The sequence below is a fragment of the Intrasporangium mesophilum genome (assembly GCF_054783095.1).
In genome coordinates this window covers 177,618-202,100 of record NZ_BAAGRF010000012.1, presented here as the reverse complement: position 1 = coordinate 202,100, position 24,483 = coordinate 177,618, and the positions used below count along the sequence as shown (strand labels likewise).

Genomic DNA, 24,483 nt, shown 5'->3' with positions numbered 1-24,483 from the left:
GGTTGAGAGCGACGAACCCGGGCACCTGAACCAGAGCCTGCGCAGGCACCGGTCCTGCCGTCAATGAAACAAGTAGCCGCCGAGCGGTCGTGCCGATGTGCCGTCGCACGACCACTGTTGTCGAGCGCCTCGGCAAAGTCCGCTGATTCCGCTGTCCCATCGACGTCGCACACCGCGCCACGGTTGCCTGCGGAGGAAGGCTTTCAAGACCGGCCCGCACGGCTAGCCTGAGCACCTGGGCGCTGCAGTTCAGTGCGGTTCATCCGCATGGCGAATCGTCCTGCCCCGGCCTTGGTTCCGCGTGTTGGCGATAGGGCCGAGCTGGTGCGGTTGACGCGGTCGACGGCGGCCCCGCTGGTCTGGCGGGCGTGCCCGGATCGTCTTGGCGGCTGCGGATGAGGAGGCGAACGAGCGGATCGCTGCGCGGCCGCCTCCTCGAGGTCGTCGGTCGCTGCGTCACTGGTCGGGACGCGTCACCGAGGAGTCCGCCTCGAGAGACTTGACCGCGCCGAGAAGACTGCGCAGCGCGACATCCTCCTCGACGACCTCTGTGGGGTCGAACAGCCACTCCGCCGGCGGGCTGGCGACCTCGGCCTCGGCCTCAGTCAGAGTCGAATCGACGATGTCGAGCCGCGTCTTGACGTCCACCTCTAGGGTGTGCAGGAACTCCTTCTCGTTCATCGCGCCTCCCGTCGGATTGTTCGAGGCGAACCAGTCGTCGTAGTGGATCTCGCCGAATATCGCCTCACCGATCGGGACCAGGGACCTCTCGGACAGCTCCGAGCCGAAGTATTGCGCGTGCGGGTCGGTCACCACCTCGCGCGGGTCGCGACGTGCCGCGAGCGCCATGCGGAAGAACTCGTCCATCCGGTACTCCTGCGGCCCGGCGACCTCGATTCGCCCGTTGAGCGGCTTGCCCACGGCGGTGCGAGCTACGTTGGTGGCCACGTCGTCACCGGCAATCGGCCGCCAGGCAACCGCTGCGATGTGCACACTCGAGCCGACCGTGCCCGCGTCCGCGATCGCGGGGACGAACTCGTAGAACTGCGTCGCATGAACCACTGAGTAGGAGATGCCCGACCTCCGGACCAGCTCCTCCTGGGCCAGCTTGGCTGCGAAGTAGGAGTTCTCCGGCATCCGCTCGGTTCCCACGATGGAAAGCGCGACGTGGTGCCTCACCCCCGCCTCGGACTCCGCGGCGATCACGTTGCGCGTCGAGGTCTTGAAGAAGTCCATGACGGCCGTTGCCTCGAACGACGGCGAGTTGGCAACGTCGATCACGACGTCGGCACCCTCCATGACCTCGGTCAGCCCCTCGCCAGTGAGCGTGTTGACGCCGGTGTTCGGTGCCGCCGCCAGCGCCTGGTGTCTGTGCTCTATCAACTTGGCCACCAGCTTCGACCCGATCAGCCCGGTGCCACCAATGACGACGATCTTCATCGCTTCCCTCTCCCTCGTGTCTGCAGCGTGCTGCGCCGCGCGTCGTTAGGTACGACAGGGCAGCCGACCTGCTTGTGACAGGCTCAGGCAGCTGACCCAGGATCTCGCGCGACTTCGCCCACGGTCATCGGATTGGGCTCAGGCCCGAGCGCACCACGGCCTGGCCGAGGTGCGCGAGGCGGCCGCTCGTGAACATGCACTTCGTCGCGCCGCCGAGAGCATCCGCGGCTTGAACGCCAGCGACAGGTCACGGCTACGGGCGCGCCTGGCCGGCGCCCATCGGTGCCAGGGCACGCCGGGCCACCCGGCGCGGCGCACGGTGGTGGTGGCGTTGCGCTGCATCGATCGCGACCAGGAAGCGCCCTCGCCCCGTTGAACCTGAGGGCACCCAACGTCGTGTCGATGCGCCGCACGATGACCGGGGCTCGTCGACGCAGGTGAACCGGCAGCTGAGGGGGCAAGAGCACGAGGATCTCGAAGTCCTGCCGGGCCCGCTGCGAGGACCGGTTCGTGTCGCCAAGGACATCGGCCTGCGCCGACCTGCCCCGGCGGCGGTCGTGTGGTCGTGAACCCGGATGTCAGACTCGGCTTTGACGACTGTCGTCATCGGCGTAGAACACCTCCTTGGTGAAGGCGCAGCGACGGCCGCCGTCATAGCTAGAAGGTGTCGGTGCGAGTGACTTTGTGACGCTGGCGAGTCAGGGAGCGTGTCCTCACGGGCCGGCCCCGAGGCGACCCTCATGGCTCCCCGGCCAAGCTCGAGGCCACCTTTGGCGCCAACCGAGCGGCAGCCTCGTGGTGGACGAGGTCGCGGTGGGCCTTTGGGTAGAGGCGTTTCGGCCGGTGGCGTCTGTTAGCCCCGGCATCCAGCGAGAGGGATCCGCGTGGTCTGGATGGCGAGCTTGTAAGGGAGGACGAGAGCGGCGGTGCGGATCAGGAGACTGACGGCGTCGCGCTCGATGGCCGCTCCTCCCGAGCCGAACTACGACGCGCGCTCAGCCACCTACTCGGAGGAGGTCGCGATAGAGGATCGCGCAGCTCGGCGAGCGGCCGCGCTGCCTACGGGACGAGGACCTGAATCAGAGACGTGAGGTCGCCCGTCTCGGCCGCATCCTCGAACGCTGCGGTCATCCGCCGGCGCCGGCCAATCTCCACCCGATGTTCCTGAGCGCGTGACGCATTGATCTGCGCGCGCCGAACGAGTTGACGGGCGTTGGAAGGAGTCGTACCCAAGATCTTCGCGACCTCCCCGTACGCGAAGTCAAAGCACTTGCGCAGAAGCAGGGCCGCGAGCTGGGGCCTGCTCAGTCTCGACATCAACGTCGTCAACGCCTGCTCGACTTCGAAGGTGCGTGCGAGGTCGCCGGTCTCTTTGTCCCCCCGATGCGGCAACCAGTCGGGTGGGAGCGACACCTCGTGGCGATGGTGCGCCGACTCGATGACGTTGATCGCGAGACGCGTCGTGGTCGTCGTCAGGAACGCCGCCGGGTTTCGGATCTCACCACGGTCGGTCCGCTGCCACCGGACCCACGCATCCTGCACGACGTCCTCTGCGGTCGAGAGGTCATGGACGGTTCGGTAGGCCACACCAAGCAGACGGCTGCGCTCGGCGAGGAAGATCCTCGCTGCGTCTTCAAGGCCGGCCGCCACGATCGGGGGCGGATCGGTTGCGCAGCTCACCCTGTCGGCAGAGACGCTGAGTCCAGGCATGTCGACCTCCCGCAGTGGTGATGATCGGAACGCGCCGAGCCTCACAGGCACGAGCGGCGAGCGCGCCCTTGAAGTCCGTAGTCGACCCCGGGGTTTCCACCGATGCGCGGCAGACAGCGCGCCCGTCCGCGGTGTCGGCCACCCGACCCGGCGCGGTATGGACCCGAGACATGCCTTCCGCGAAACTGGTTCTCGCCGGGCGCGCCGCCGAACCGTGCCGACGAAGAATCCGGGATGGCATCTTGCCGATACAGCCACCTCATGAGCCCGCATTCCTGGGGAGGATTGCGGAGCGCAGCGTGCTCGACGGAGTGCTGAATACGGTGCGCGGCGGCCTCGGGTCGGTACTCGTCGTGCGCGGCGAAGCCGGCGTCGGCAAGAGTCGGCTGCTTCGGTACTGCATTGAGCAGGCAGCGGACTTCCAAGTCGTCGTGGCCACCGGAGTCCAGTCAGAGATGGAGCTGCCATTTGCGGCGCTCCAACAGCTCTGCGCCCCGCTTCTCGACGGCCTTCCTGCGCTCCCGCCACCACAGCGTGCTGCACTCGAAGTGGCGCTCGGGCTCACCAAGGGAGAGACGCCATCCCGATTCCTGGTCGCACTTGGTGGTCTGAGCCTCCTGTCCGAAGCGGGCGCGAGCAGACCGCTCCTGTGCGTCATCGATGACGCACAATGGCTCGACCGGGCATCGCAGGAGGCCTTCGGATTCATGGCGCGCAGGCTCCTCGGCGAGTCCGTCGCGGTGGTTTTCGGTATGCGGACTCCCGCGTCCGACGGCAACCTGCGAGGCCTTCCCGTCATGTACCTCGAAGGACTGGATGACGCAGACGCACGGGAGCTGCTGGGATCGGTCATCCTTGGCAGGCTGGACCGGGGGGCGCGGGACAGGCTCCTTGCCGAGGCGCACGGTAACCCATTGGCGCTTCTCGAACTTCCCCGCCGACTGAGTCCGTCCCAGCTTCCCGGCGCGGTCGGGCCGCCGGCCGCTGGGGAGCTCGCAGAGTCGATCGAGGATGCCTTCGTCGAGCGACTCCGCAGGCTTCCGTCGAATGCGCAGATGCTCGCCCTCGTCGCGGCCGCGGAACCCGGCGACGATGTCCTCCTTGTCTGGCGAGCCGCGCGCCGACTGTCGCTGGATCCGGAGGCCGCCTCAGTCATTGACGCCGAAGGGCTATTCACGCTCGACGAGCATGTCCGGTTCAGGCATCCGCTCGTGCGATCCGCCGCCTATCGATCCGCATCGGCCGATGACCGCCGGCGCGCCCATCTCGCCCTTGCAGACTCCTTGGATCGCACCGAGGACGCCGATCGGCACGCCTGGCATCTTGCGGCCGGCACGGTCGGCCCCGACGAACAGGTCGCGAACGAGCTGGAGGCATCAGCCGACCGCGCACAGGCCCGCGGTGGGATGGCCGCTGCCGCCGCATTCCTTCGCCGATCGACCGCCCTGACCGAGGACCCCGCGAAAAGAGCGGCGCGGGCAATATCCGCGGCACGCGCCAGTCTGCAGGCCGGCGAGTTCGACATTGCTCTCGAAATACTGCCGCCGGCGGAGAGCTTCAACGATCAACATCTGCAGGTGCATGCCGATCATGTGCGCGGCCTGGTGCTGCTCGCGTCGGGCGAAGCCGGCCTGGCTGCCACGATGCTCCTCGGCGCGGCACGCCAGTTGGATCGCTTCGACCCCCGGCTCGCGCGGGAGGCATATCTCGATGCGTGGAGCGGGGCGTTCTTCGCCGACGGATTCGCAGAGACAACGATGCTCGATGTCGCACAGGCCGCGACCACGTCTTCTCCCCGAAGCGCGGAGCCTGACGGAGTCGAACTGTTCCTCACCGGAATCTCAGGCCTCATGATTCACGGCCGCGCAGCGGCGGCGCCCACCCTGCGCCGCGCGGTGCAGGCGCTGCTGAACGAACCCCAGGGTGCGGACAGCGAGATGAGATGGATGGTCATCGCGGCGATCGCATCCATGGAGATATGGGACTTCGAGGGCTGGGTCGCGATAGTGAAGACTCGAACGCAGGCCGCGCGAGACACAGGCGCATTGGGCGCGCTGGCGATCGCTTTGACCGGGATGGGCCTGGTGCTGTCATGGTCCGGCGACCTGGCGGGTGCCGATCGCGCCACGACCGAGGCCCAGATGATCAGCGATGCGACTGGGACACAGGTCTCCCAGGCTGGACGGATGCTGCTCGCTGCCTTCCGCGGCAACAGCGAGTCCATGATCTCCATCAAGTCCCAAGGCGCGGATGCGGTCGCTGCTCGACGGGGGGCCTCGGTCCACATCGGGCACTGGGCGATGGCGATCCTCTGCAACAGCCTCAGCCTGTACGACCAGGCGGTCGACGCCGCCCAGAAGGCATGGGAGATGTGGCCCGATCTCTTCGTCTCGGTCTGGTCCATGATCGAGCTCGCCGAAGCGGCGGTTCGAACTAGTCAGCCCGGCCTCGCCCAGTTGGCAGTGCAGAGAGTCATCGCCAGCACGGACGTATCGGACACCGGCTGGGCGCTCGGCATCGCCGCTCGTTCGAGGGCCTTGATCGCCGAGGGTGTGCAGGCGGAGGCCCTGTATCGTGAGGCGATCGAGCATCTCGGAGCGACGAACCTCCGCCCTGAGCTCGCTCGCGGCCACCTGCTTTACGGCGAGTGGCTCCGACGCCAGGGTCGCCGCGGCGATGCCCGTGCGCAGTTGCGCGTCGCCCACGCGATGTTCTCGGACATGGGCGCCGAAGCGTTCGCGGAGCGCAGCAGGCTCGAGCTTCTCGCGGCCGGCGCCGGGCCAGAGAAGCGGGCCGAGCGCCGGACGGATGAGCTCACGGTCCAGGAGATCCACATCGCACGCCTCGCCGCCGACGGGCACACCAACGCGCAGATCGGGAGCGAGCTCTATCTCAGCCGGCACACGATCGAGTGGCATCTGCGGAAGGTGTTCGACAAGCTGGGCATCGGTTCACGGTGGGAGCTCCGTGGCGCGTTGGCCGACCGCGGCCTGGAGTGAACACCCAATGCGCTGTCCGCCCTGATTTCGGCCAGTCACGGCTGATAGCGGGCGAAGGCGTCCCGCAGCGCAGCCGCCGCCTGCGCGACAGCGGCGCTCGTCGCGGCCGAGGGCCGGAGCGGGTTGAGCATCATGAAGTCGTGGATCGTGGCGTCGTAGCGCAGCAGTGTTGTGCGGACGCCGGCCTCGATGAGCCGACGCCCGTAGGCCTCGCCCTCATCGCGCAGGACGTCATTCTCGTCGACGATTACGAAAGCCTCCGGGAGACCAGCCAACTCCTCGAGCGGGGCACGCAGCGGTGAGGCGGTGACGTCCGTCCGTGCGGCGGGATCGGGAAGGTAGCAGTCCCAGAACCATGCCATCGCGTCAGCCCGCAGGTGAAAGCCCTCGGCGAACTCGCGGTAGCTGGTAGTAGCCATCCCCGCGTCGGTGACCGGGTAGTACAGCGACTGATGGATGAACCGCACGTCGCCTCGCCTCTTCGCGAGGATCGCGAGAACGGCGGCCATGTTCCCCCCGACGGAGTCCCCGGCGATGGCCATCCGCGTGGCGTCGAGATCATGCTCAGCTCCGGACTCGATCAGCCAGCGAGCTGTCGCGTACGCCTGTTCGATCGCGACGGGATGCCGAGCCTCCGGCGATCGGGTGTACTCGACGAAGGCCACGGCAGCATTCGCCCCGACGGCCAGCTCGCGCACGAGCCGGTCGTGGGTGCTCGCACTGCCGAGGACCCACCCGCCTCCATGCGTGAAGAGCACCACGGGCAGAGGCCCGGACACACCCGCAGATCGAACGATCCGGACCTGCACCTCACCCAGCTCCGCCTGAACAGTCACCCACTCCTCATCGATGTCGAGCAGGTCGACCGGAGCGGCCTGCACATCGTCGAGAACCTTGCGGGCATCGGCCACACCCAGCTCGGGAATGAACGGGGGCTTGGCGGCCGCGTCGGCGAACACCTGGGCTTCGGGCTGAAGGACGTGTTCGGTCATGGTCTGCTCCTTAGTGGGGGGATCCGGCGCGCGAAGTCTGCGCTCATCTGTGTCGACCGGGCATCGGATCATGCTGTGACAGAGCCGCACGTTCAGGGTGAATAAGGTTCCCGCCAGTTGGCTTGGACGGCGCCTTGCGGACCGGACCGGCTGGTCAGCGGGGTGGCTGGTCGGGGGGCGCGAGCGGCAGCCCTCGCAAGGCACCGGGACCACCAGTGGTCCCCGAACCAGACCCCGTCGCGTTCCAACTCGGGACCACTGCATGTGCGGTGCGCAACGCATTCCGTGCATGCAGATGTGACGACGAGCGTCACGAACGCGGCGGCTATGCGGTCGGTGCTTGTGACGCGAAGCCAAGTCGCCGCAACGGAAGGAACAGACATGAACATCGTCGTCATCGGGGGCACCGGCCTCATCGGATCGAGGGTCGTCGAGCTCATGAACGGGCATGGGCATTTCGCCTTCGCCGCCTCGCCGAACTCGGGCGTGAACACCATCACCGGCGAGGGGCTTCCCGATGCATTCGAGGGGGCCGACGTGGTGGTCGACGTCTCGAACTCGCCGTCCTTCGCCGACGACGACGTGATGGCGTTCTTCACCACGTCGACCCGCAACCAGCTCGACGTCGAGAATGCCGCCGGCGTCCGGCACCACGTCGCACTCTCGATCGTCGGAGCCGACCGTCTGCCGAACGCGGGATACATGCGCGCGAAGGTCGCCCAGGAGCGCCTCATCCGTGACTCGGGCCAGCCGTTCACCATCGTCCGTGCGACCCAGTTCTACGAATTCGCGACCCGCATCGGCGACGAGGTCACAGCGGATGGCGTCGCCCGTGTGAGCACCGGGCTGATGCAGCCGACGGCCGCCGCAGATGTGTCCCTCGCGGTCGCGAGGGCAGCGTGGAGCGACCCTGTCGGCGGCATCATCGAGACCGGCGGTCCGGAGCAGATCACCCAAGACGAGTTCGTGCGCCGGGCCTACGCGGCCCAAGGGGACCATAGGGTCGTCGTCGGTGACCCCTCGGCGTCATACTTCGGGACGCTCCTGCGGGGAAACGAGCTGACGCCCGGACCGGACGCACGCCTGTCGACCCTGACGTTCGATCGGTGGGTCGCCGGCCAGAAGTGGCTCGCGGGCCGATCGACGGCGGCGAAGTAGGCGATCATGCGCGTCGCGGTGATCGGCGGCACAGGGCTCATCGGATCCCGTCCGTCCGCGGCTCGAAGCCTCCGCACACGGCGTGATCGTCGCCTTCCGTGCGACAGGCGTCGAGACGCTGGTGGATCTGTCCAATTCCGGCGACCTTGTTGAGGCCGCCGTGAACGAGTTCTTCTACGGCTCGACCCCCAACCCGATCGTTTGCGGGGCGGAGGCCGGAGTCGATCATCATGTCGCGCTGGCCGTTGTGGGCACCGAGCGGCTTGCGCGTTTGGAAGGCGGCTACTTCGCCGCAAAGGCAGCGCAGGAGCCGCTCACTTGCGCATCCGGTCGGCCGTCCACGATCGTGCATGCCACGCAGTTCTACGAGTTCATCCCACGGATCGCCGATGCCGGAACCGATCGGGACGTCGTGCGGCTGGCGACGGCCCCTCATCCAGCCGATCTTCGCCGACGAAGTCGCCGAGGACGAAGCGCGCAACACCATGGTCGAATTCGCGGGACCCGAGCGACTCCGGCTCGACGACCTCGTGCACCGAAACCTGAGGGCACGCTCAGACACGAGGGTCTCGTCATCGACCCGCTCGCCCGAAACTTCGGCATCGACCCCCGGGGAGCGGGAGCTCCTCCCCGGCCCGGGGCGCCACCCTCACCTCCACGACCAATTACGAATGGATAGAAGCCGGCGACCGTGCTGTCGACCCCCTCACCGAGAGGTGGACGTCACCCAGCGCCATCCATCCGCGCGGCGACCCCGCCGCACCCGCCGCCACGCAGAACAAAGGAGAGCAACCATGAACGGTGCAGCATCGCATTCCGCTCCCGACACGATCGTGCTGATCCACGGGTTCTGGGTCACCCCCCGCAGCTGGGAGAACTGGAAGGCGCACTACGAAACCCGGGGTTTCCACGTGCTCACGCCTGCATACCCCGGCCTTGAGGTCGAGGTCGAGGCTCTACGCGCCAATCCGACACCGATCGAGCAGCTCACGGTTCCGCGGATCATCGGCAGTCTGGAGGAACTGATCGGAGGTCTCGACAGGCCGCCGATCATCATGGGCCACTCTGCCGGCGGCGCCTTCACCCAGATCCTCCTCGATCACGGGTGCGGCGCGGCCGGCGTTGGGATCAACTCAGCGCCGACGGAGGGCGTGAAGGTGATCCCGTTCTCCGAGATCAAGTCGTCTTTCCCCGTGCTGAAGAACCCCGCGAACCGGCACAAGGCGGTCGGCCTCACGCCCAAGCAGTGGTTCGAGATCTTCGCGAACACGATGACACAGGAGGAATCGCTCGCGCTATACGAGCGGTACCACATCCCAGCATCGGGCGCGATCTTCTGGGGCAGCGCCCTCGCGAACATCCACCCTGGCCACGATGACACGTACGTCAACTACCACAACGATGCCCGGGCCCCCCTGCTGCTCATCTCCGGACGGCAGGATCCGCTCTTCCCGCCGAAGGTCGGGCATTCGAACGTGAATCACTACAAGTCGAACACCATCACCGAGATCATCGAATTCGACGGACCGCACCTGCTGCCGGCAGTGCCCCACTGGAAGACGATCGCAGACTTTGCCCTGGACTGGGCGCTGAACCCCACGGTCAACGACGCGGCGCATGCCTGGCCGGTGGATCCGTCCCATACCGAGATCCGTCGCGACTGACATGCCGGGAATCCCGGAGGGATGGGCCCCCGATCCGTAGGGGTGTCACGCACACCTACTCCGCCCGGTCGGTTAGGTGAGTCGATCTGCTCAGGGTTCGGCTCGTCCACAACCCGGAACTGCCGGTGCGGTGAAAACCGTCACGGCAGCCCATCGGGTCGATTCAACGGAGAACTGGAGGAAGCGACATGAACACAGACAACGCGGATGCCGTGCAGCATCCGGGGAGACGGCGCCGCTGGGCGACAGCGGCCATACTGGCAGTCCTGGTCACGGCCGTGGCCTGGACGACGGCTGCGGCCAGCCCCACCGCCGCGACGGCCGGTGCGGGGCAGCCGCCGAAGCCCACTGTCGTGCTCGTGCATGGCGCCTGGGCAGACGCTTCGAGCTGGAGCGGTGTCGCGTCCCGCCTCCAGGCCGACGGCTACACCGTCCGGGCGATCCCCAATGAATTGCGTTCGCTCTCCGGCGACGCAGCCTCGGTCCGGGCTTTCATCGACACACTGTCGGGTCCCGTCGTCCTGGTCGGACACTCGTACGGTGGCGCGGTGATCACCAACGCCGCGACGGGGGCCGCAAATGTCAAAGCGCTGGTCTACGTCAATGCCTTCGCCCCGGACGCCGGGCAGTCCCCGGCCGAGCTGCTGGGACCGGACTCGGCGTTGTCGGCGGATCCGACGACAGTCTTCGACCTCGTTCCTGCCACGCTCCCGCCCGGGCCCAACACCGAGCTATACCTGAAGAAGTCAGTCGTGTTCGACTCGTTCGCCCCGGGTCTGAGCTCGGCGGACAAGCTCATGGTCTGGGCGACCCAACGACCCGCAGCGCTGGGCGGTCTCGGCGAGGTCTCGGGTGAACCCGCATGGCGCACGATCCCTTCGTGGTATCTCATCGGCCTGCAGGACAAAATCATCCCCCCGAGCGCGCAGCGCGCTATGGCCCTGAATGCAGGCGCGACCATCAGCGAGTACTCCGCCGGTCATCTTGGGCTCATGACCGACCCCGGCACGGCCACCCGCATCATCGAGAAGGCCGCGAAGACGGTGACTCACTGACGGCGGCGAAGCAAAGCGAGCGCGGCGTCCTCCATCAGGAGGGCGCCGCGGCTTTAGGGTAATGCTGCTCCTATGATGGGGCGTCGCGAAGCTGCCACCGAGATGTGTTCGGGCAGCGGGAGTTCGTCACCCGGTCGCCCTTGCCTCGGATGCGCAGGTTTCCGGTGCGGCTAGCCGGCGTCGACCGCAACCGGGCACCAGGCGCCATCCTCCACGCTGTCAACCAGGCGCGGAGGACGTTCGTCCGACCATCAGCGTGACAAGCGCGGTCATGTCGCCTTGCTACTCGACGGCTATCCGAGCCAGGGGCCCATGTCCATGTCCTTGTCCACGGCGTCAACGTAGCCGCAGCGCCTGCATGTGAGCAGCACGACGTGGTGGGCCTGGTGCTCGCGCTGCCACAAATGCCCGAAGACCAGGCAGACGCGGTTCCTCGGCCTTGGCACGATCCCATCATCCACCTGTCGGGCTTCAGCCCGTCTGGGAAGAGTTGCCGCAGAGGTGCCGGAAACGCCCGAGGACACGTCGCACACATGCCGCAGGTGGTGCGTTGCCGTGCTATCCGCGTCATGTGCGACGATCCCGGCGTGAGTGACAGCGTGCCGATCGGAGGAGAAGAGGTATCTGAGCCCCGAACCTGGGACTCGACGGTCGGACCGGACGGAGTCGGCTACCTGATCGAGGCCAGGCCGTCCGGGGTCATCGGATGGCAGTACGACCAGGTATTCGACCTGGACTATGGTCTGGTCGTTTCGATTGCTGGCGCGTTCTGGAACTTGTTCGGAAGGGCTTTGTTCCGATTCGGTTGGCAGGTGAAGGTCAGCCGGACGCGCACCCGATGGCCGCACCGGCGCAAGGTGGTTGCCAGACTTCGCGTGCGCAGAAAGGCCGATGCCCTTGCGCAACTACCCGACGTCGTCGAGGCGGTCCACCGCCACGGGCGTCACGCGTTGACGGCGACCGCGTAGCTGTTCGAGCCGACTCGACGAACTCGGGGTGTACTGGCCTTTTCCACGTCCTTGGCGGCCTGCTCCTGGGCAGCGCCTCGGTCACCGCGGCGGCGCTGGTGCCGCTGCGACTCCAGGCCCCAGCGACCTCGACTCCTCCGGCTGACGACTCCCGTGAAGGTCCCATCTGGTCAGCGCATGTTGCCGGTGTGGCCGAGGGAGAAGCGACCTGGTTGGGGCCAGACCAACAGGCCATGGGGCCCGGGCTTGACGTGGATCCGGTGGGTCACGCGCCCGGTCGTGGTGTCGAAGACGTAGACCGTCGAGCTGTACCGGCCTGAGAGCCACAGCTCACGCCCGTCGGCCGTGACGCCTCCCATGTCGGGCGAACCTCCGCCCGGGATGCGCCAGGTGGCCAGGCGGCGCAGCGTGATGCCGTCCAGCACGGTCACGGTGCCCTCATCTCGGTTGCTGACGAAGATGCGGCGGGCATCGCGCGACATGTAGATCCCGTGCGCGCCTGTCCCGGTCGGTACGAAGCGATCGACGCGGAACGTCTTGGGGTCGATGACCCAGACGCCGTTGCGCAGCATGTCGGCGGCGAGCAGCCAGCTGCCGTCGGGCGAGAGTCGGACGTCCTGCGGCATCGCGCTCGCGCCGTGCTCGAGCATGCCCGCGGGGCCGCCCATGTGCCTGGCCATGGCTGGCGGCGTGGCGCCTGGCGTGGAGATGGCGTTGAGGTTGACCATCCGCAGCACCCTTGTGGCAGAAGCGTCGAGGACCGCAAGCTTCCCGCTGAACTCGCAGCTGACCAGGAGCTTGGACAGGTCCGCGGTGTAGTCCGCGTGGTTGATCCCGTGGCAGGGGACTGGTAGGGACCGGCGCAGGGCCATGGTGTGCGCGTCGCGGACGTCGACCCGCTTGAGCCGCTCCGCCATGACCAGCGCGTATCGCCCGTCTGGCGTGAAGTAGAGGTTGTACGGGTCTCGAATGGGCAGGGCTCGTCCCGGCCGCCCCGTTCTCGGGTTGATCGGAAGCATGGAGTTGCCCTTGTCGCTGTTGACCCACAGCATGCGCAGGTCGTGCGAAGGGACCACGTGCTCAGGGGAGGCGGCCACGCGGTAGGTAGCGATGACGGCATACGTCGTCGGGTCGATGACCTGGACGGTTCCGGCCAGCTGGTTGGGCACGTAGACCAGTGGCCTGGCGCGGCGCGCCTCGGCCGACAGCGCGCCGGCGCCGGCGTAGCCGTACGGTTCCTGGTCAAGGGACGCAACATCGGGCGGCGTGGGCGCGGTGGTGGGGCTCGAGCTGGGCCCCGTTTTGCCGGACTGGCTCGTGGGGACCCCGCCGGGATCGGGTGCGGCACCGGGGATCTGGGCATCAGCCTTGCTGCAGGCGCCGAGCAAGGCCATGGCGATGAGCACCGCCGGCGCAAGCGTTAACCTGCGCCGCGTGGTGGTCCGGGTCGGTCGCGTCGATCGGGTCGGCCGGGTCGGCCGCGTCGGCTGGGTTTGCCCGCCCGCGGGAGTCGCGCTCATGCGGCCCCGCCCAGCAGCTCGGTCACGGTCACCGCGGAAAGCCCACGCTGTGCGAGACCGTCAAGGATGCCGGGCAGTGCCGCCACCGTGCCCGCGTGTCCGAGATGCAGGCTGATGATGCTGCCGGCGTGCACGGCAGCCAGGGTCCGGTCGCGCACGGCGGCAAGTCCGGGGTCGAGGTAGTCGCGCGGGTCGACGTCGTAGGAGATGCAGCGGTGGTAGCCCGCTGCGAGGGCAGCCGTCCGGATGGTCGGCGTGCTCAGCTGGGTCCCGGACGGCCGGAAGAGCAGGCCTGCGCTGCCACGGACGGCTGCCACTGCGGCGGCGCCACGGCCCACCTCAAGGTCGGCCTCGGCCGGGGTGAGGCGTTTCATGGGCCGGTGGCTGTACGTGTGGTTGCCCAGGTCGTGGCCGCCGGCAAGGATCGCTCGGCCGAGTCTCGGGTTCGCATGGAGCCATACACCGACGGCGAATACGGTCACCTTCGCGTCGTGAGCTCGGGCGATGTCCAGCACGCGGAGGGTGAGCTCGGCCGGACCGGCCCCGTGGAACGTGAGCGCGACCCGGGGCGCGTCGGCAGGTCCCGTTTGGATGTCGGGGCCCGTCGACTCCAGCACCGCGGCCGCGGCGCTGGCCGACCCGGTGGGTATGCCGGAAGGCGAGCTGGGCGTGCCTAGTGCCGTCTGGGTCGGTTGGTCGGCGGTCATCGGGGATCTGGACGACGACCCGGGCGATGCGGGGGATGTCGTCACGGACGGGGCGGCGCAGGCGTCGAGGCCAACCGCGCCCAGCGCCGCCGCGGCGGCCGTCATGACCGAGCGGCGTGTGGCCAGCGTGCGGTTCTGTCCAGCACTGTCAGCGCGTCCGGGAGCCGCCGCAGGCTTGTCTGGCATCGGTTCCCTGCTCATCGATGCCTTCCTTCGGTGCGTCGCAGGCGAACGAGCGTTCGTCCGCCGAGGGCCACGGCCACGAGCACGGATCCTGCGGCGAAGATGAGGGAGCCGCTCACGTCGGCGAGGTAGTGAACGCCCAAATACAGGCGCGAGGCACCGACCACCAGCACCAGCGGTATACCGAGCGCGCATACCCATGTCGCTCGACGCCCGGCGAGCAGCATCGTGGCCGCGGTCGCGAAGACCACCGCTGCGGCGAATGCGGTGTGGCCGCTGGGATAGCTGTCGGCGGCGGTCTCGGTCACGAGAGCATGCACGGTCGCCGCCGGTGGCCGAGGTCGGTGCACGACTGCCTTGCCGACCTCGACAGAGACCCAGCCGACGATCGTGAGCGTCGCGACGGCCACGGCCGCGAACCGGTTTCGCAGCCACACGAGCCCGCACACCCCGATCAGTACGAGGAGCGCGACGCCCGGAGCGAGAGCGACGTCGATGATCCCGGCGATGCCGGTGAGCAGTCCCGTTCGGTGACCGGCGATCCGGGCGTCGAGCGCGAGCTCCCCCGTGCGTGAAGCACCCACCGCGGTGACAGACAGCCCGAGCAGCAGCCCGACAAGCAGCAGGGTCCCACCGGCTAGCGCGAGCGGCGCGCGCCGCACGTCGATCGACGTTGCGTCGCGCTCTTGCACGAGGATGGTGGGGACCGGGTCCGTTGATTCGTCGTCGCGGGCTTCCTGGATGCGCATCACGCGGCCTCGGTGTCGGTCGCCGCGGCGACGCCTGCTGCGCCGTCGAAGAACTCGCGCAGCCACAGCTCGATGTTGATGAGGCGCCAGAACACCATCGAGTCCAGGTCGCTCGAGCCGCCGAGCCAGCGCTCGAACGCCACGAGCACCGCAGCCGAGTCAAAGAAGGGCCGTTGGGTGAAAGACGGCGACCGGAAGAGGTCGACGACGAACTCGCGCTGCTCATGGAACCATTCGTTCTGCGGAGTGGTGAACCCGATCTTGTTGCGGCGCCGGCTGATCGACGGCGGGAGGACGCCGTCGGTGGCATCCCGCAGGACGCGCTTGTTCCACCCGTCCTTGATGATCGCGTCGTCGCTCAGCGCGAAGATCGTGCGCACGAGCTCGGGGTCGAGGAACGGAACGCGGCCTTCGATGGAGAAGCGCATCGTGTTCCGGTCCTCGTACCGCAGCAGCGCCGGCAGCGATCCGACGAAAAGGTCGTGCACGAGACGCGAGCGCAGGTCACCCGTCGGGACGGCATACGACTCCGACGCATGGGCTGCACGGAACTCGCTCCGGAGCAGGCTTGCGGTCGTGTCGCGGTGGGGAAGCAGGGATCGCGCCTTGACAGCGCCGAAGTGGGCGAGGATGTCCCGGGAGGCGACAAGCTCGGTGAAGGCGCACCGGCGGTTGCGGGACATGAGATCCCGCAGGTGGACGACGAGCTGGGGAACGTATCCGGCCAGCAGCTCGTCGGCGCCCTGTCCGTCGAGCATCACTGTGACGTGCTCGCTCGCGTCTCTCATGACGCGGTACTGCGCGTACGGCCCCGTCGAGATGACGGGCTCCTCCTGCGCGCGGACGAAGTCGGTGATGTCCGCGACGAACTCGGCTGAGGTGGGCCGCGTCTTGTGCGACCAAACATCGCGGGTGCACGCACCGACGGCGTCGTCGACGTAGCGCTCTTCGTCATTGCGGTACCCGGGAAAGACCGCCGAGAAGGTGCGCTGGTGGTGGCCAACCGCCTCCGTCGAGGCGCCCTCCTGGGCGAGGAGTCGGTCGATCGCCACAGTGATCGCCGAGCTGTCCAGGCCGCCCGAGAGGGATGTGCCGACGGGCACGTCCGACCTCAGGCGCAGCCGTACGGCCGCGGTCAGCCGGTCGCGGAAGTCCGTAGCCATGCCAGGGTCATACCCGCCGACGGGAGCCTCAGCGTTCATCAGGTCATCGCGAAGGGCGCTGAACCTGCGCCGTTCGATGCCGCCCGCGGACAGGGTGACCATCTCTCCGGGGAGCACTCGCTCGATGCCGTCGAAGAACGTCTCGGCCCCATCGTCGTGCACGCGATAGCGCAGGTAGCGGTAGATCGTGCGCTCGTTCGGCCGCCGCTCATAGAGCCCGCTGGCCAGGATCGGCTTGATCTCGCTAGCGAAGAGCCAGGCGCCGGAGCCGTCTTGCAGTCGGCACAGGTGCAGCGGTTTGATGCCGAACTGGTCGCGCGCCAACGTCAGCGTCTGGGCGTAACGGTCCCAGATGGCCAGCGCGAACATCCCGTTGAACCGGTCGAAGGCCGCCGGCCCCCACTCGGCGAAGGCCTGCAGGACCACCTCGGTGTCGCTGTCGGTCCTGAACGTCCGCAACGCCGTCTCGAGCTCGGCCCGGAGCTCGCGGTAGTTGTAGACCTCTCCGTTGTAGGCGAGCACGTATCGGCCGTCGGCCGAGGTCATCGGCTGGCTGCCACCTTCACGGTCGATGATGGACAGCCGCTGATGTGCCAGCCCCATCAGGGAGTCGATGAAGATCCCCGCGTCGTCAGGGCCGCGATGCCGCTGCTCGTCGGCCATCCGGTCCAACAGGCCCGGGCTGGCCTTGAGGCCGAAGTATCCGGCTATCCCACACATGGTCCATTCCCTCCAGCGCCCTGTGGCGCTTCGTGCCGCTTGGTGGCGCTCGGTCGTGCGCGTCCGCGCGGGGTACTGCGCCTCGGCGCTCGGTCACGTCGAGCCCACATCGTCAGGCGGGGTCGCTGAGAGGACCCTGAGCCGCTTTCTCAGGCGAGACTCAGATCCGGGGCCGTAACGTGCGGTGGCATGCGTGTGCTGGTCGTGGAGGACGAGGTGTCACTGGCCGAGGTGCTACGGCGCGGGCTCACGCGCGAGGGCTTCGTCGTCGACGTCATGCACGACGGCGAGGACGGCCTGTGGGCTGCCACCGAGTCGACGTACGACGCCATCGTGCTCGACATCATGCTGCCCAAGCTCGACGGCTACCGGGTCATCACGCGGCTCCGGGAGGCGAACGTGTGGACGCCGGTGCTGATGCTGACCGCGGTCGAGGGCGAGCACGACCAGGCCGACGCGTTCAACCTCGGCGCGGACGACTACCTGACCAAGCCGTTCAGCTTCGTCATTCTCGTCGCCCGCCTGCGGGCGCTGATCCGCCGCGGCGCGCCCGAGCGCCCGGTGGTGCTCACGGTGGGCAGCCTCTCGCTCGACCCGGCGCGGCGTCGCGTGCGACGCGGTGACACCGAGATCTCCCTGACGGCGAAGGAGTTCTCGCTGCTGACCTTCCTGATGATGCATGTCGGGGAGGTCGTGACGAAGGCGACGATCCTCGACGCCGTGTGGGACCCGGCATACGACGGTGACGTCAACATCGTGGAGGTCTACGTGGGGTACCTGCGACGCAAGATCGACGCACCCTTCGGGCTCGCGACGATCGAGACGGTGCGTGGCGTCGGATACCGCCTGCTCGAGCCCGACGGCGCCTGAGCCGTCGGTCGTCGCGTCGCGTCTCAGGCGGGTTGAAGCGGCAACGTCAGCTCGAAGCACGCGCCGCCGGCCGGTGCGTCAGCCGCGGTGAGCGTCCCACCGTGCGCGACCGTCAGCTCGCGGGCGATGGCCAGGCCCAGGCCGGCGCCCCCGGAGTGTCTCGAGCGGCTCTCGTCGAGCCGCACGAAGCGCTCGAAGATCCGCTCGCGGTCGGCTGAGCGTATGCCTGGCCCGTCGTCCCCGACGCGAAGGACCGCCCAGTCGTCCTGCATCGTGAGGGCGATGCTCACCTGGGTCGAGGCGTGCCGTGCCGCGTTGTCGAGCAGGTTGCGAACCACCTGCTGCAGCTGGTGCTCGTCGCCGACGACGCGTACCGGGGTGCTGTCGAGCCGGACGGCGGCCGAAGACAGCTGTCGTAGGCGACGCGCCTCACGCTCGACCACGTCGTCGAGGTCGACCTCGCGTCGCACGAGCGTGATCGCCCCGTCGTCCGCTTGTGACAGCAGGAGCAAGTTGTCGACGAGCGTGCCCATCCGTCTGGTCTCGTTCCGCAGGATCGGCGCCAGCTGGTCCCACGAGGTCTCGGGATCGTCCGGGCTCACGACATCCAGCGAGGCGCGGATCGTCGCGATGGGTGAGCGCAGCTCATGACTCGCATCGGAGACGAACCGGCGCTGGGCCCGCTGCGACGCCTCGAGCCGACCGAGCATCGAGTTCATGGTCACCGCGAGGCGGGCGATCTCGTCATCCGATGGGGGCACAGGAACCCGGTCCTGGAGCCGGGAAGCACTGGTGCGTTCCACCTGGCTCCGGATCGCTTCGACCGAGCTGAGCGCGCGACCGACGCGCCACCAGGTCACCACTGCCGTGAGCCCCACGAGGAACGGTAGCGCCACAGCAAGCAGCACGGCCGTTGTGTGCACGGCTCGCTCGAGCGACTCCTGCGAGGCTTCGGCGACGAGCACAAACGGAGTCCCCTCGTGCTCGACGCCGCGTGCCACCACGAGTGGGTCGCTCAGGTCGAACGGAAGCGGGATAGCAGAGACCCCGCTCGTCGTCGTCTCCCTCACCGAGGGCCGCAGAGACGAGATCGGTTGTGTCCGTGAGGGCTTAGACGTATAGGCGACATGCGCACCGGAGTCGTCGTGCGCGATGACCTGCACGAGCACGTTGTCGGGGCCCTCGTCACGCTCGCTGCGCGCCAAGCCCGCCGCGCCCTCGCTGGCCAGGATGTTGGTGTCCTCGTTGAGAACAGCGGTGATGCTGTCCTGCAGGGCCCGCGTGAGCGAGCTCTGCAGGACGAGCACCAGCGCCGACGCACCCAGCACCAGCGCGGCCGCGACCACCGCTGCGGCGGCCACCGTCGCCTGGCGCCGGACGCCGGATCGTGGACCGGGCAAGGGCATCGGGACGGTTCCTTCGAGTTCCCGCAGCGCGGTATGGGTGAGGGCCTCCACGATTCTGCCCGATCCGCTGCTACTGCTTCTTCTCGAGGGTGCCGATCACGCCCTGCAACTGTGCCAGCGCCTGAACGCTGCCCGACTTCGAGACCGGGTTCGCCCGCAGCGCGGTGAGCACACCGTCGATCGAGGAGTCCATCGTGTGCCAGTCGTCCGGCGAGGTGGGCTTCATGGCGGCCTCGGCGTCATCCCATGCGACCTCGAGGTCCTTGACGCGGGTGGTTGCGGCCGACAAGTCGCCCTTCTTCGCCTTGGCGGCGACGTCGTCGACGATGACGGCGAACGGCCGCAGGTCACCCAGCGGAGACGTTGCATCGGTCTCCAGTGGGTTCGCGTGAACGCCGCTCTTGGCAGAGTGTGCCGACGAACCCGCCGGCGAGGTCGATGGCAGCGCCGCTGCCGGGCTCGGCGTAGGCGCGAAGCTCGCCGCGGCCAGCACGACCGCAGCAGCGCCCGCACCAGCCCACGCGAAGTCGTGCTTCGGGCTCACCGCCGGCGGCTGACCCTTCGCCCGGATCCCGTGCCGGTTCACGTTGGCCTGCTCGCGCGCGACCAACGCGATGATGACGACAAGGAAGATGGCGCTGGTGAGGCTCGCGCCGAGACCGATGCCGCCGTAGTCGCGGCTCTGGGTCAGCAGATCGCCCAGCGACGCGCCCAGCGGGCGGGTCAGGACGTAGGCGATCCAGAACGTGAGCACGGGACTCACACCGGCTCGCCGGGCGGCCCACACCGCGATGATGAGCCCACCGAAGATCAGCGCACCATTGCGGAACCCGAGCGACAGCGCCTCGGTGGCAAGGTCACCTCCGGCAGTCCCGAGCGCGAAGGTCGTCAGGATCGCGGCCCAGTAGTAGCGCTCCCGGCGCGGGGTGTCGATGGCCGTGATCGCCAGAGTCCGCTCTTGGCTCCACCACACGGCGAAGACCACACCGAGAAGCAGCGCGAACACGGCAGTGCTGACGTACAGGCTCACGCCGAGCTGGTCGGTGAAGAAGTCGGTGATCTGGGTGCCGACGATGCTGACAAGGATCACGGTGAGCCAGTACAGCCACGGCACCAGACGCCGGGTCCGCAGCTGGGCGACCACCGCGATCGCCAGCAGTATCGCCATGGCCGCCCCCATCACGGCCGTGCCGAGCCCGACCTGCACCGTCAGGTAGTCGGCGAACGTCTCGCCGATCGTTGTCGACAGGATCTTGATGAGCCAGAACGTCGCAGTGATGGCCGGGACCTTGTTGAGCATCTGTCTGGCAGGCGGAGATCGGAAGGCTGAAGCAAGGGTGGTCGCAGTCGGAGTGTCGTGCATTCGGCGTCCTTCGAGCGTCGGATGAGTGGAGCGCGACTGAAAACACGGTGTCTGGTACCGCGCAGTCGATCACGCGCGACCGAGACTGGACGACTGATGCTGAGCCGACGCTGAGAGCGGGGCGACCCTGATGCGGTCTCCTGCGGGCGCGCATCTGGACCGAACGGCGTGGTGCGGCACCCAAGAGCTCCGCGCCGACAGCCTCCCTTCTACCGGTGGCCGCGCGCGGACTAGCACTTCCCACCAGTCGTGCCCGTGCGCGGAACAATGATCCTGCCCATCCGGATCAAGCCTGAGTCAGACGTCCCACCCAGGACCTAGCGCAGGAGCCAGCACTCTGGGCCGACGGAGTTGTAGGCGATGCTCAAGCGTCATGACGAGCGGACTTGCGTGAGGGAGACGCTCAGAACGACGATCGCCTTCCCGCGATCTGGGTGCACGTGCCTGCCCCAGTCCCGATCACACCCAAGGGTCGCGGTTTCGCCTCGAAAGATCGAGACGCTCATGCGGCGCGCGCCTTCCTGCCCAGCTGCCAGGTACAGACTGTCGGGGCCGGTCGGGACGAAGCCGTCCTCGACAAGCCATGCGGGCGGCGAGGACTTGACCAGTTCGCCCACACCACCAGCTAGCCCGCTGGCCCGCGCGTCCTCCTGCAGGGACGGCCCGTCGTCCACCTGCAGGACAATCTTGTACCAGGGCTCGGTGTTGTCCAGGCCGGCGCCGTTGTCGCCGTTGGTGCAGATCTGGGTGGGGTGGAGGTCGTCAAAGGAGTGGGCGGCAAGGCTGGCCACTGGCTCTGCCGCGTTCGGCCGAGTCAGGCTGCAGGCCGTGACGAGTACGGCAGTGATGCAGATGACCACGACTCTTCCGACCGTCTCCCCTGGGCCGGAATGAACTGTCGACCTCGACATACTCTCAGCACACGGCACGGGTAAAGCGGGGACAAGAGTATCGGGGCTCACCGTCGACTGCTCCCATCGGCCGGATGGCACGCGGCGGCAAGCACCCTCGCTCATGCCACGGGTCGCGCGGACCTGGCGATGAGCGCGGATGCGGTCTTCAGCACGGGATCGTGCCGCAGGCCATCCAACCCCGCCACAATCGGTCGAAAGAGTTGCACCGAATCGCTCTGGGCGAACGTCTCGGAGGTTGCACATGAGTGAGGACCGCATCAACCCGGGCGACGACGACGCCACTCAGTCGTGGCTAACCGGGGCGCTTGGCGGTATGCATCACCTGTCCGCGGTGGACATGCGGGCCATCTCCGCGTTGCGTCGCGGGACAGCGATGCTGATAGGCATTGGCGGGCCGATGACCGGCGCACGTTTCTTGCTGTGGCGTCCAGAAGTTCGGGTCGGGCGGGAAGACGATTGCCTCGTATGGCTATCCCCGGCAAACGTCTCACGTCACCACGCGACGCTCATACGGCGTGAGGAGGGCTACGAACTGGCGGACGCGGGCTCTCTTAACGGCTGCTGGGTCAACCATCGCCTCGTAGAGCGAGGTCTTCTTGAACACGGCGACGAGGTCCAGTTCGGGGCATGCCGCTTCCTATATGTCCAAGGAGAGTACGAGCCGTAGAGGCTTCCGGACATGACCCCGTGTTTCCTCAAGCAGCCAACTCTTCGCCTAGGGTGTCGATGAAGTTTGTTGGTCGCCGATCGAGCCGCCGCCCCCGACGACGAATTCGCCGATGACGGTTTCACCATCGCTCTGGTAGACCGTGATGGGGATCCCCGCCGACATCGCGCGGGAGCGTTCGGCCGCTTCGGCGGGGTCTGCCGGTGGCGGGCCGCCGGCGGTGTTGAGGTCTCGGGTGTATACGTAGCCGTCGCGGCCGTTGGTGGCAACGACCAGCTGCAGGTCAGGTTCGCCCTTGTCGTTCATGACGCCGTAAGTCTCGCCCTTGGCGTTGACGCCCCACGCGGTCACACGGGTGCTGATGTAGCGGGTGGTGATCCGCCAGGAAGCGTCGGCGTCCGCGGTGATCGTGATCGTGTGCTGCCCGGGGGTGAGGTCGTACCGATCCATCATGGGAGGCGGGCCGTCTGCCGGCTGGGCGTCGGGGCCGTCGCATTCCGACCAGCTCCCGTTCGGGAACGTGATCTTCCCCGCTGACAGGCACCAGAAACCGATCTCTACGCCGGTGGCCGCGGCCGGGCGAGGCCCGAGCTCGATGATCGCTGTCCCGGTGTGTTCACTGGTGTGGGTAGGGCCTTGTCCGGTGATCTCGGTCCCACCGGGCGAGGTCGATGACAGGGCGTAAGCGGTGCCTGCGGCAGCGAGGGCGACCGCGGCCGCACCGCCGCGCAGCAGCTAGCGTCTCGGGCCTCGACGAGCCCCGTCCCGGGATTGGTCCCGGCGGGCGGTGTCTGTGGCGACCCGTGCCACGAGCTCGGCGCGAAAGAGCAGCAATGAACGTGGGGTCAAGACGCGTGGCGTTCATGGCTGGCTCCTCTCAGAAGTGACCGTCGGCGCCAGGTGGCGTGGCAGTGCGGCTCGGTGCCGGATCCGGTGCAGGCGTGACTTGGCCGCGGCCAAGGAGAGCCCGAGTGTGTCCGCGGCCTCAGCGATGGTGAACCCCTCCAGGGCCACCAGTGTGACCAGCGACAGGTCCGTGCGGTTCATCCCCCCGAGGCGCGCAACCAGGTCGGCGTCCCACGCCGATGGGTGCTCCCGCATCAGCACATCGGCCAGGTTCGGGCCTTGCGTCGAGTGCCTGCTACGCGGCGCTGACTTGAACGACGTGCTCGAGACGATGGCTGGGGGCGGCCAGCTGAAGGTATCTGCTTGGCGACGTCCTTCTCCTCCATGAACTCGGTCGCGTAGTCGAATGCGACCGCATCTAGCGGGAAGGCGATGCACGACACCAAGAAGATGGCGACCACCGCCCCCACGCCGAGGCTCACGCCTTCGGTCTCCCAGAACTGATTCACAAGCGACCAAAAGATGACGGCGATTAACCAGAGCCCGGCGTTCCACCGCGCGTTTCGCAACCAGAGTTTGTGCAGCGCCCCGGGGTCCTTCGCCTTCTCGTACAACCGTCGGCGGTGTACTACGAACCCCGCGATGGTCGCGACGACGAGCCCGCCGACGACGCCTGCCATCGAGTTCGACCAGGTGTCCCACCAGAACGTTTCCGGCATGTCTCCCATGACCGGAGTGTGCCCTGAGCGGCGGCTACACAGCGCGGAACGCGGACAACACGAACGCCACTACCCCGAGTCCGAGCTCAAAGTCTCGCGTCAGTTAACACGCGATGACCCCGACATCAGCGAGTCCGTCAGCGCCCAGGCGACAGGCTGTACCGGCGGGTGGCCCGGCGCACGTTGTGCGACAGGTTGCCGGTCGTGACGTGCAGCCACAGCAGCAGCGAGCCACCAACCACGCGCACCGAGCCGCGGCGACGCCACAGCTCCAAGAACGCTGCCGCCGTCACGTCCTCAGCGTCCGCACGGACCGTCACCAGGCGGCAGGCATGGACATAGACCCGGTCACGGTGAAGATCGAACACCCGACCGAAGGGCGTCTGCATCACCAGCCTGTGCAGCGCTCCACCACGCCCACTCATCCGGCACAGGCCCCTGTCCATCGTCCACATCCCCTACTGTCCGGCACAGGCCGGAAGGATTCACCCGCGACGGGAACATTCGGAACTGCCGCTCTGCCGGGCGGACGACCTGATCGCGCTGGGTCAAGTGTGCGTTGTAGCAGTCGGGAGCCCTAACGTCGGGCCGCTTCAGGTCATGTCGCTAGGTGAGCCGCACTGTCTGCCCGCCCCTGCTTCGGCACGAGCCTGCCTGTCGGTGTCCCTCG

22 protein-coding genes are annotated in these 24,483 nt (G+C 67.8%); 7 read left to right on the top strand and 15 right to left on the bottom strand.

Going from position 1 to position 24,483, the window contains the following annotated elements; genetic code table 11:
• Positions 1-456: 456 nt before the first annotated feature.
• Entirely contained in the window at positions 457-1,440 is a 984-nt protein-coding gene (locus ACYVLP_RS11620) for an SDR family oxidoreductase (protein ID WP_460627500.1), read from the bottom strand.
• Between the two features lie 1,059 nt (positions 1,441-2,499).
• Positions 2,500-3,150: a sigma factor gene (locus ACYVLP_RS11615; RefSeq protein ID WP_460627499.1), complete on the bottom strand. Its 651-nt coding sequence runs from the start codon at positions 3,148-3,150 to the stop codon at positions 2,500-2,502.
• A 20-nt stretch (positions 3,151-3,170) separates the two neighbouring features.
• On the opposite strand from ACYVLP_RS11615, the gene ACYVLP_RS11610 reads away from it, so the two are divergent.
• Positions 3,171-6,149, top strand: coding sequence for a helix-turn-helix transcriptional regulator (locus ACYVLP_RS11610; protein ID WP_460627498.1), 2,979 nt, complete (start codon positions 3,171-3,173; stop codon positions 6,147-6,149).
• A gap of 35 nt (positions 6,150-6,184) precedes the next feature.
• Here the strand turns inward: ACYVLP_RS11610 and ACYVLP_RS11605 are convergent, their stop codons facing one another.
• Entirely contained in the window at positions 6,185-7,141 is a 957-nt protein-coding gene (locus ACYVLP_RS11605; protein ID WP_460627497.1) for an alpha/beta hydrolase, read from the bottom strand.
• A gap of 381 nt (positions 7,142-7,522) precedes the next feature.
• On the opposite strand from ACYVLP_RS11605, the gene ACYVLP_RS11600 reads away from it, so the two are divergent.
• Positions 7,523-8,299, top strand: coding sequence for an SDR family oxidoreductase (locus ACYVLP_RS11600; protein ID WP_460627496.1), 777 nt, complete (start codon positions 7,523-7,525; stop codon positions 8,297-8,299).
• 37 nt (positions 8,300-8,336) lie between these two features.
• Here ACYVLP_RS11600 and ACYVLP_RS11595 read toward each other — a convergent pair whose 3' ends face one another.
• Complete coding sequence (locus ACYVLP_RS11595) at positions 8,337-8,786, bottom strand: hypothetical protein (protein WP_460627495.1); 450 nt, start codon at positions 8,784-8,786, stop codon at positions 8,337-8,339.
• Between the two features lie 307 nt (positions 8,787-9,093).
• On the opposite strand from ACYVLP_RS11595, the gene ACYVLP_RS11590 reads away from it, so the two are divergent.
• From ACYVLP_RS11590 to ACYVLP_RS11580, 3 genes are all read left to right on the top strand, one after another.
• Positions 9,094-9,963, top strand: a complete 870-nt coding sequence (locus ACYVLP_RS11590) for an alpha/beta fold hydrolase (RefSeq protein WP_460627494.1) — start codon at positions 9,094-9,096, stop codon at positions 9,961-9,963.
• A 188-nt stretch (positions 9,964-10,151) separates the two neighbouring features.
• Positions 10,152-11,018 carry an alpha/beta fold hydrolase gene (locus tag ACYVLP_RS11585; protein WP_460627493.1) on the top strand — a complete coding sequence of 289 codons (867 nt, stop codon included), beginning with the start codon at positions 10,152-10,154 and terminating at the stop codon, positions 11,016-11,018.
• Between the two features lie 587 nt (positions 11,019-11,605).
• The gene (locus tag ACYVLP_RS11580; protein WP_460627492.1) at positions 11,606-11,986 is read left to right on the top strand and encodes a hypothetical protein; all 381 of its coding nucleotides are present in this window, start codon (positions 11,606-11,608) and stop codon (positions 11,984-11,986) included.
• 170 nt (positions 11,987-12,156) lie between these two features.
• Here ACYVLP_RS11580 and ACYVLP_RS11575 read toward each other — a convergent pair whose 3' ends face one another.
• The 4 genes from ACYVLP_RS11575 to asnB all read right to left on the bottom strand — a co-directional run bounded on the left by ACYVLP_RS11575 (position 12,157) and on the right by asnB (position 17,028).
• Complete coding sequence (locus tag ACYVLP_RS11575; RefSeq protein WP_460627491.1) at positions 12,157-13,380, bottom strand: YVTN family beta-propeller repeat protein; 1,224 nt, start codon at positions 13,378-13,380, stop codon at positions 12,157-12,159.
• Positions 13,381-13,502: 122 nt separating this feature from the next.
• The gene (locus tag ACYVLP_RS11570) at positions 13,503-14,399 is read right to left on the bottom strand and encodes a polysaccharide deacetylase family protein (protein WP_460627490.1); all 897 of its coding nucleotides are present in this window, start codon (positions 14,397-14,399) and stop codon (positions 13,503-13,505) included.
• Between the two features lie 11 nt (positions 14,400-14,410).
• Entirely contained in the window at positions 14,411-15,145 is a 735-nt protein-coding gene (locus tag ACYVLP_RS11565) for a phosphatase PAP2 family protein (protein ID WP_460627503.1), read from the bottom strand.
• Positions 15,145-17,028 carry an asparagine synthase (glutamine-hydrolyzing) gene (gene asnB / locus ACYVLP_RS11560; RefSeq protein ID WP_460627489.1) on the bottom strand — a complete coding sequence of 628 codons (1,884 nt, stop codon included), beginning with the start codon at positions 17,026-17,028 and terminating at the stop codon, positions 15,145-15,147. The genes ACYVLP_RS11565 and asnB overlap by 1 nt, the downstream gene beginning before the upstream one ends.
• A gap of 189 nt (positions 17,029-17,217) precedes the next feature.
• Between asnB and ACYVLP_RS11555 the strand changes: the two genes are divergently transcribed.
• Complete coding sequence (locus tag ACYVLP_RS11555) at positions 17,218-17,898, top strand: response regulator transcription factor (protein ID WP_460627488.1); 681 nt, start codon at positions 17,218-17,220, stop codon at positions 17,896-17,898.
• A gap of 23 nt (positions 17,899-17,921) precedes the next feature.
• Here ACYVLP_RS11555 and ACYVLP_RS11550 read toward each other — a convergent pair whose 3' ends face one another.
• The 3 genes from ACYVLP_RS11550 to ACYVLP_RS11540 all read right to left on the bottom strand — a co-directional run bounded on the left by ACYVLP_RS11550 (position 17,922) and on the right by ACYVLP_RS11540 (position 21,458).
• Positions 17,922-19,304 carry a sensor histidine kinase gene (locus ACYVLP_RS11550; protein WP_460627487.1) on the bottom strand — a complete coding sequence of 461 codons (1,383 nt, stop codon included), beginning with the start codon at positions 19,302-19,304 and terminating at the stop codon, positions 17,922-17,924.
• 70 nt (positions 19,305-19,374) lie between these two features.
• Entirely contained in the window at positions 19,375-20,667 is a 1,293-nt protein-coding gene (locus ACYVLP_RS11545; protein WP_460627486.1) for a COG4705 family protein, read from the bottom strand.
• A gap of 371 nt (positions 20,668-21,038) precedes the next feature.
• Positions 21,039-21,458, bottom strand: a complete 420-nt coding sequence (locus tag ACYVLP_RS11540) for a hypothetical protein (RefSeq protein ID WP_460627485.1) — start codon at positions 21,456-21,458, stop codon at positions 21,039-21,041.
• Between the two features lie 364 nt (positions 21,459-21,822).
• On the opposite strand from ACYVLP_RS11540, the gene ACYVLP_RS11535 reads away from it, so the two are divergent.
• Complete coding sequence (locus ACYVLP_RS11535; protein ID WP_460627484.1) at positions 21,823-22,248, top strand: FHA domain-containing protein; 426 nt, start codon at positions 21,823-21,825, stop codon at positions 22,246-22,248.
• Between the two features lie 48 nt (positions 22,249-22,296).
• Here the strand turns inward: ACYVLP_RS11535 and ACYVLP_RS11530 are convergent, their stop codons facing one another.
• From ACYVLP_RS11530 to ACYVLP_RS11515, 4 genes are all read right to left on the bottom strand, one after another.
• A complete protein-coding gene (locus tag ACYVLP_RS11530) occupies positions 22,297-22,698 on the bottom strand; it encodes a hypothetical protein (protein ID WP_460627483.1) in 402 nt (133 codons plus the stop codon).
• Between the two features lie 411 nt (positions 22,699-23,109).
• The gene (locus ACYVLP_RS11525; protein WP_460627482.1) at positions 23,110-23,349 is read right to left on the bottom strand and encodes a sigma factor-like helix-turn-helix DNA-binding protein; all 240 of its coding nucleotides are present in this window, start codon (positions 23,347-23,349) and stop codon (positions 23,110-23,112) included.
• On the bottom strand, positions 23,349-23,822 hold the full coding sequence (locus ACYVLP_RS11520; RefSeq protein ID WP_460627481.1) for a hypothetical protein: 474 nt from the start codon (positions 23,820-23,822) through the stop codon (positions 23,349-23,351). Before ACYVLP_RS11520 ends, ACYVLP_RS11525 begins: the two co-directional genes overlap by 1 nt.
• A gap of 128 nt (positions 23,823-23,950) precedes the next feature.
• Positions 23,951-24,202 carry an RNA polymerase sigma factor gene (locus ACYVLP_RS11515; RefSeq protein WP_460627480.1) on the bottom strand — a complete coding sequence of 84 codons (252 nt, stop codon included), beginning with the start codon at positions 24,200-24,202 and terminating at the stop codon, positions 23,951-23,953.
• Positions 24,203-24,483 lie beyond the last annotated feature (281 nt).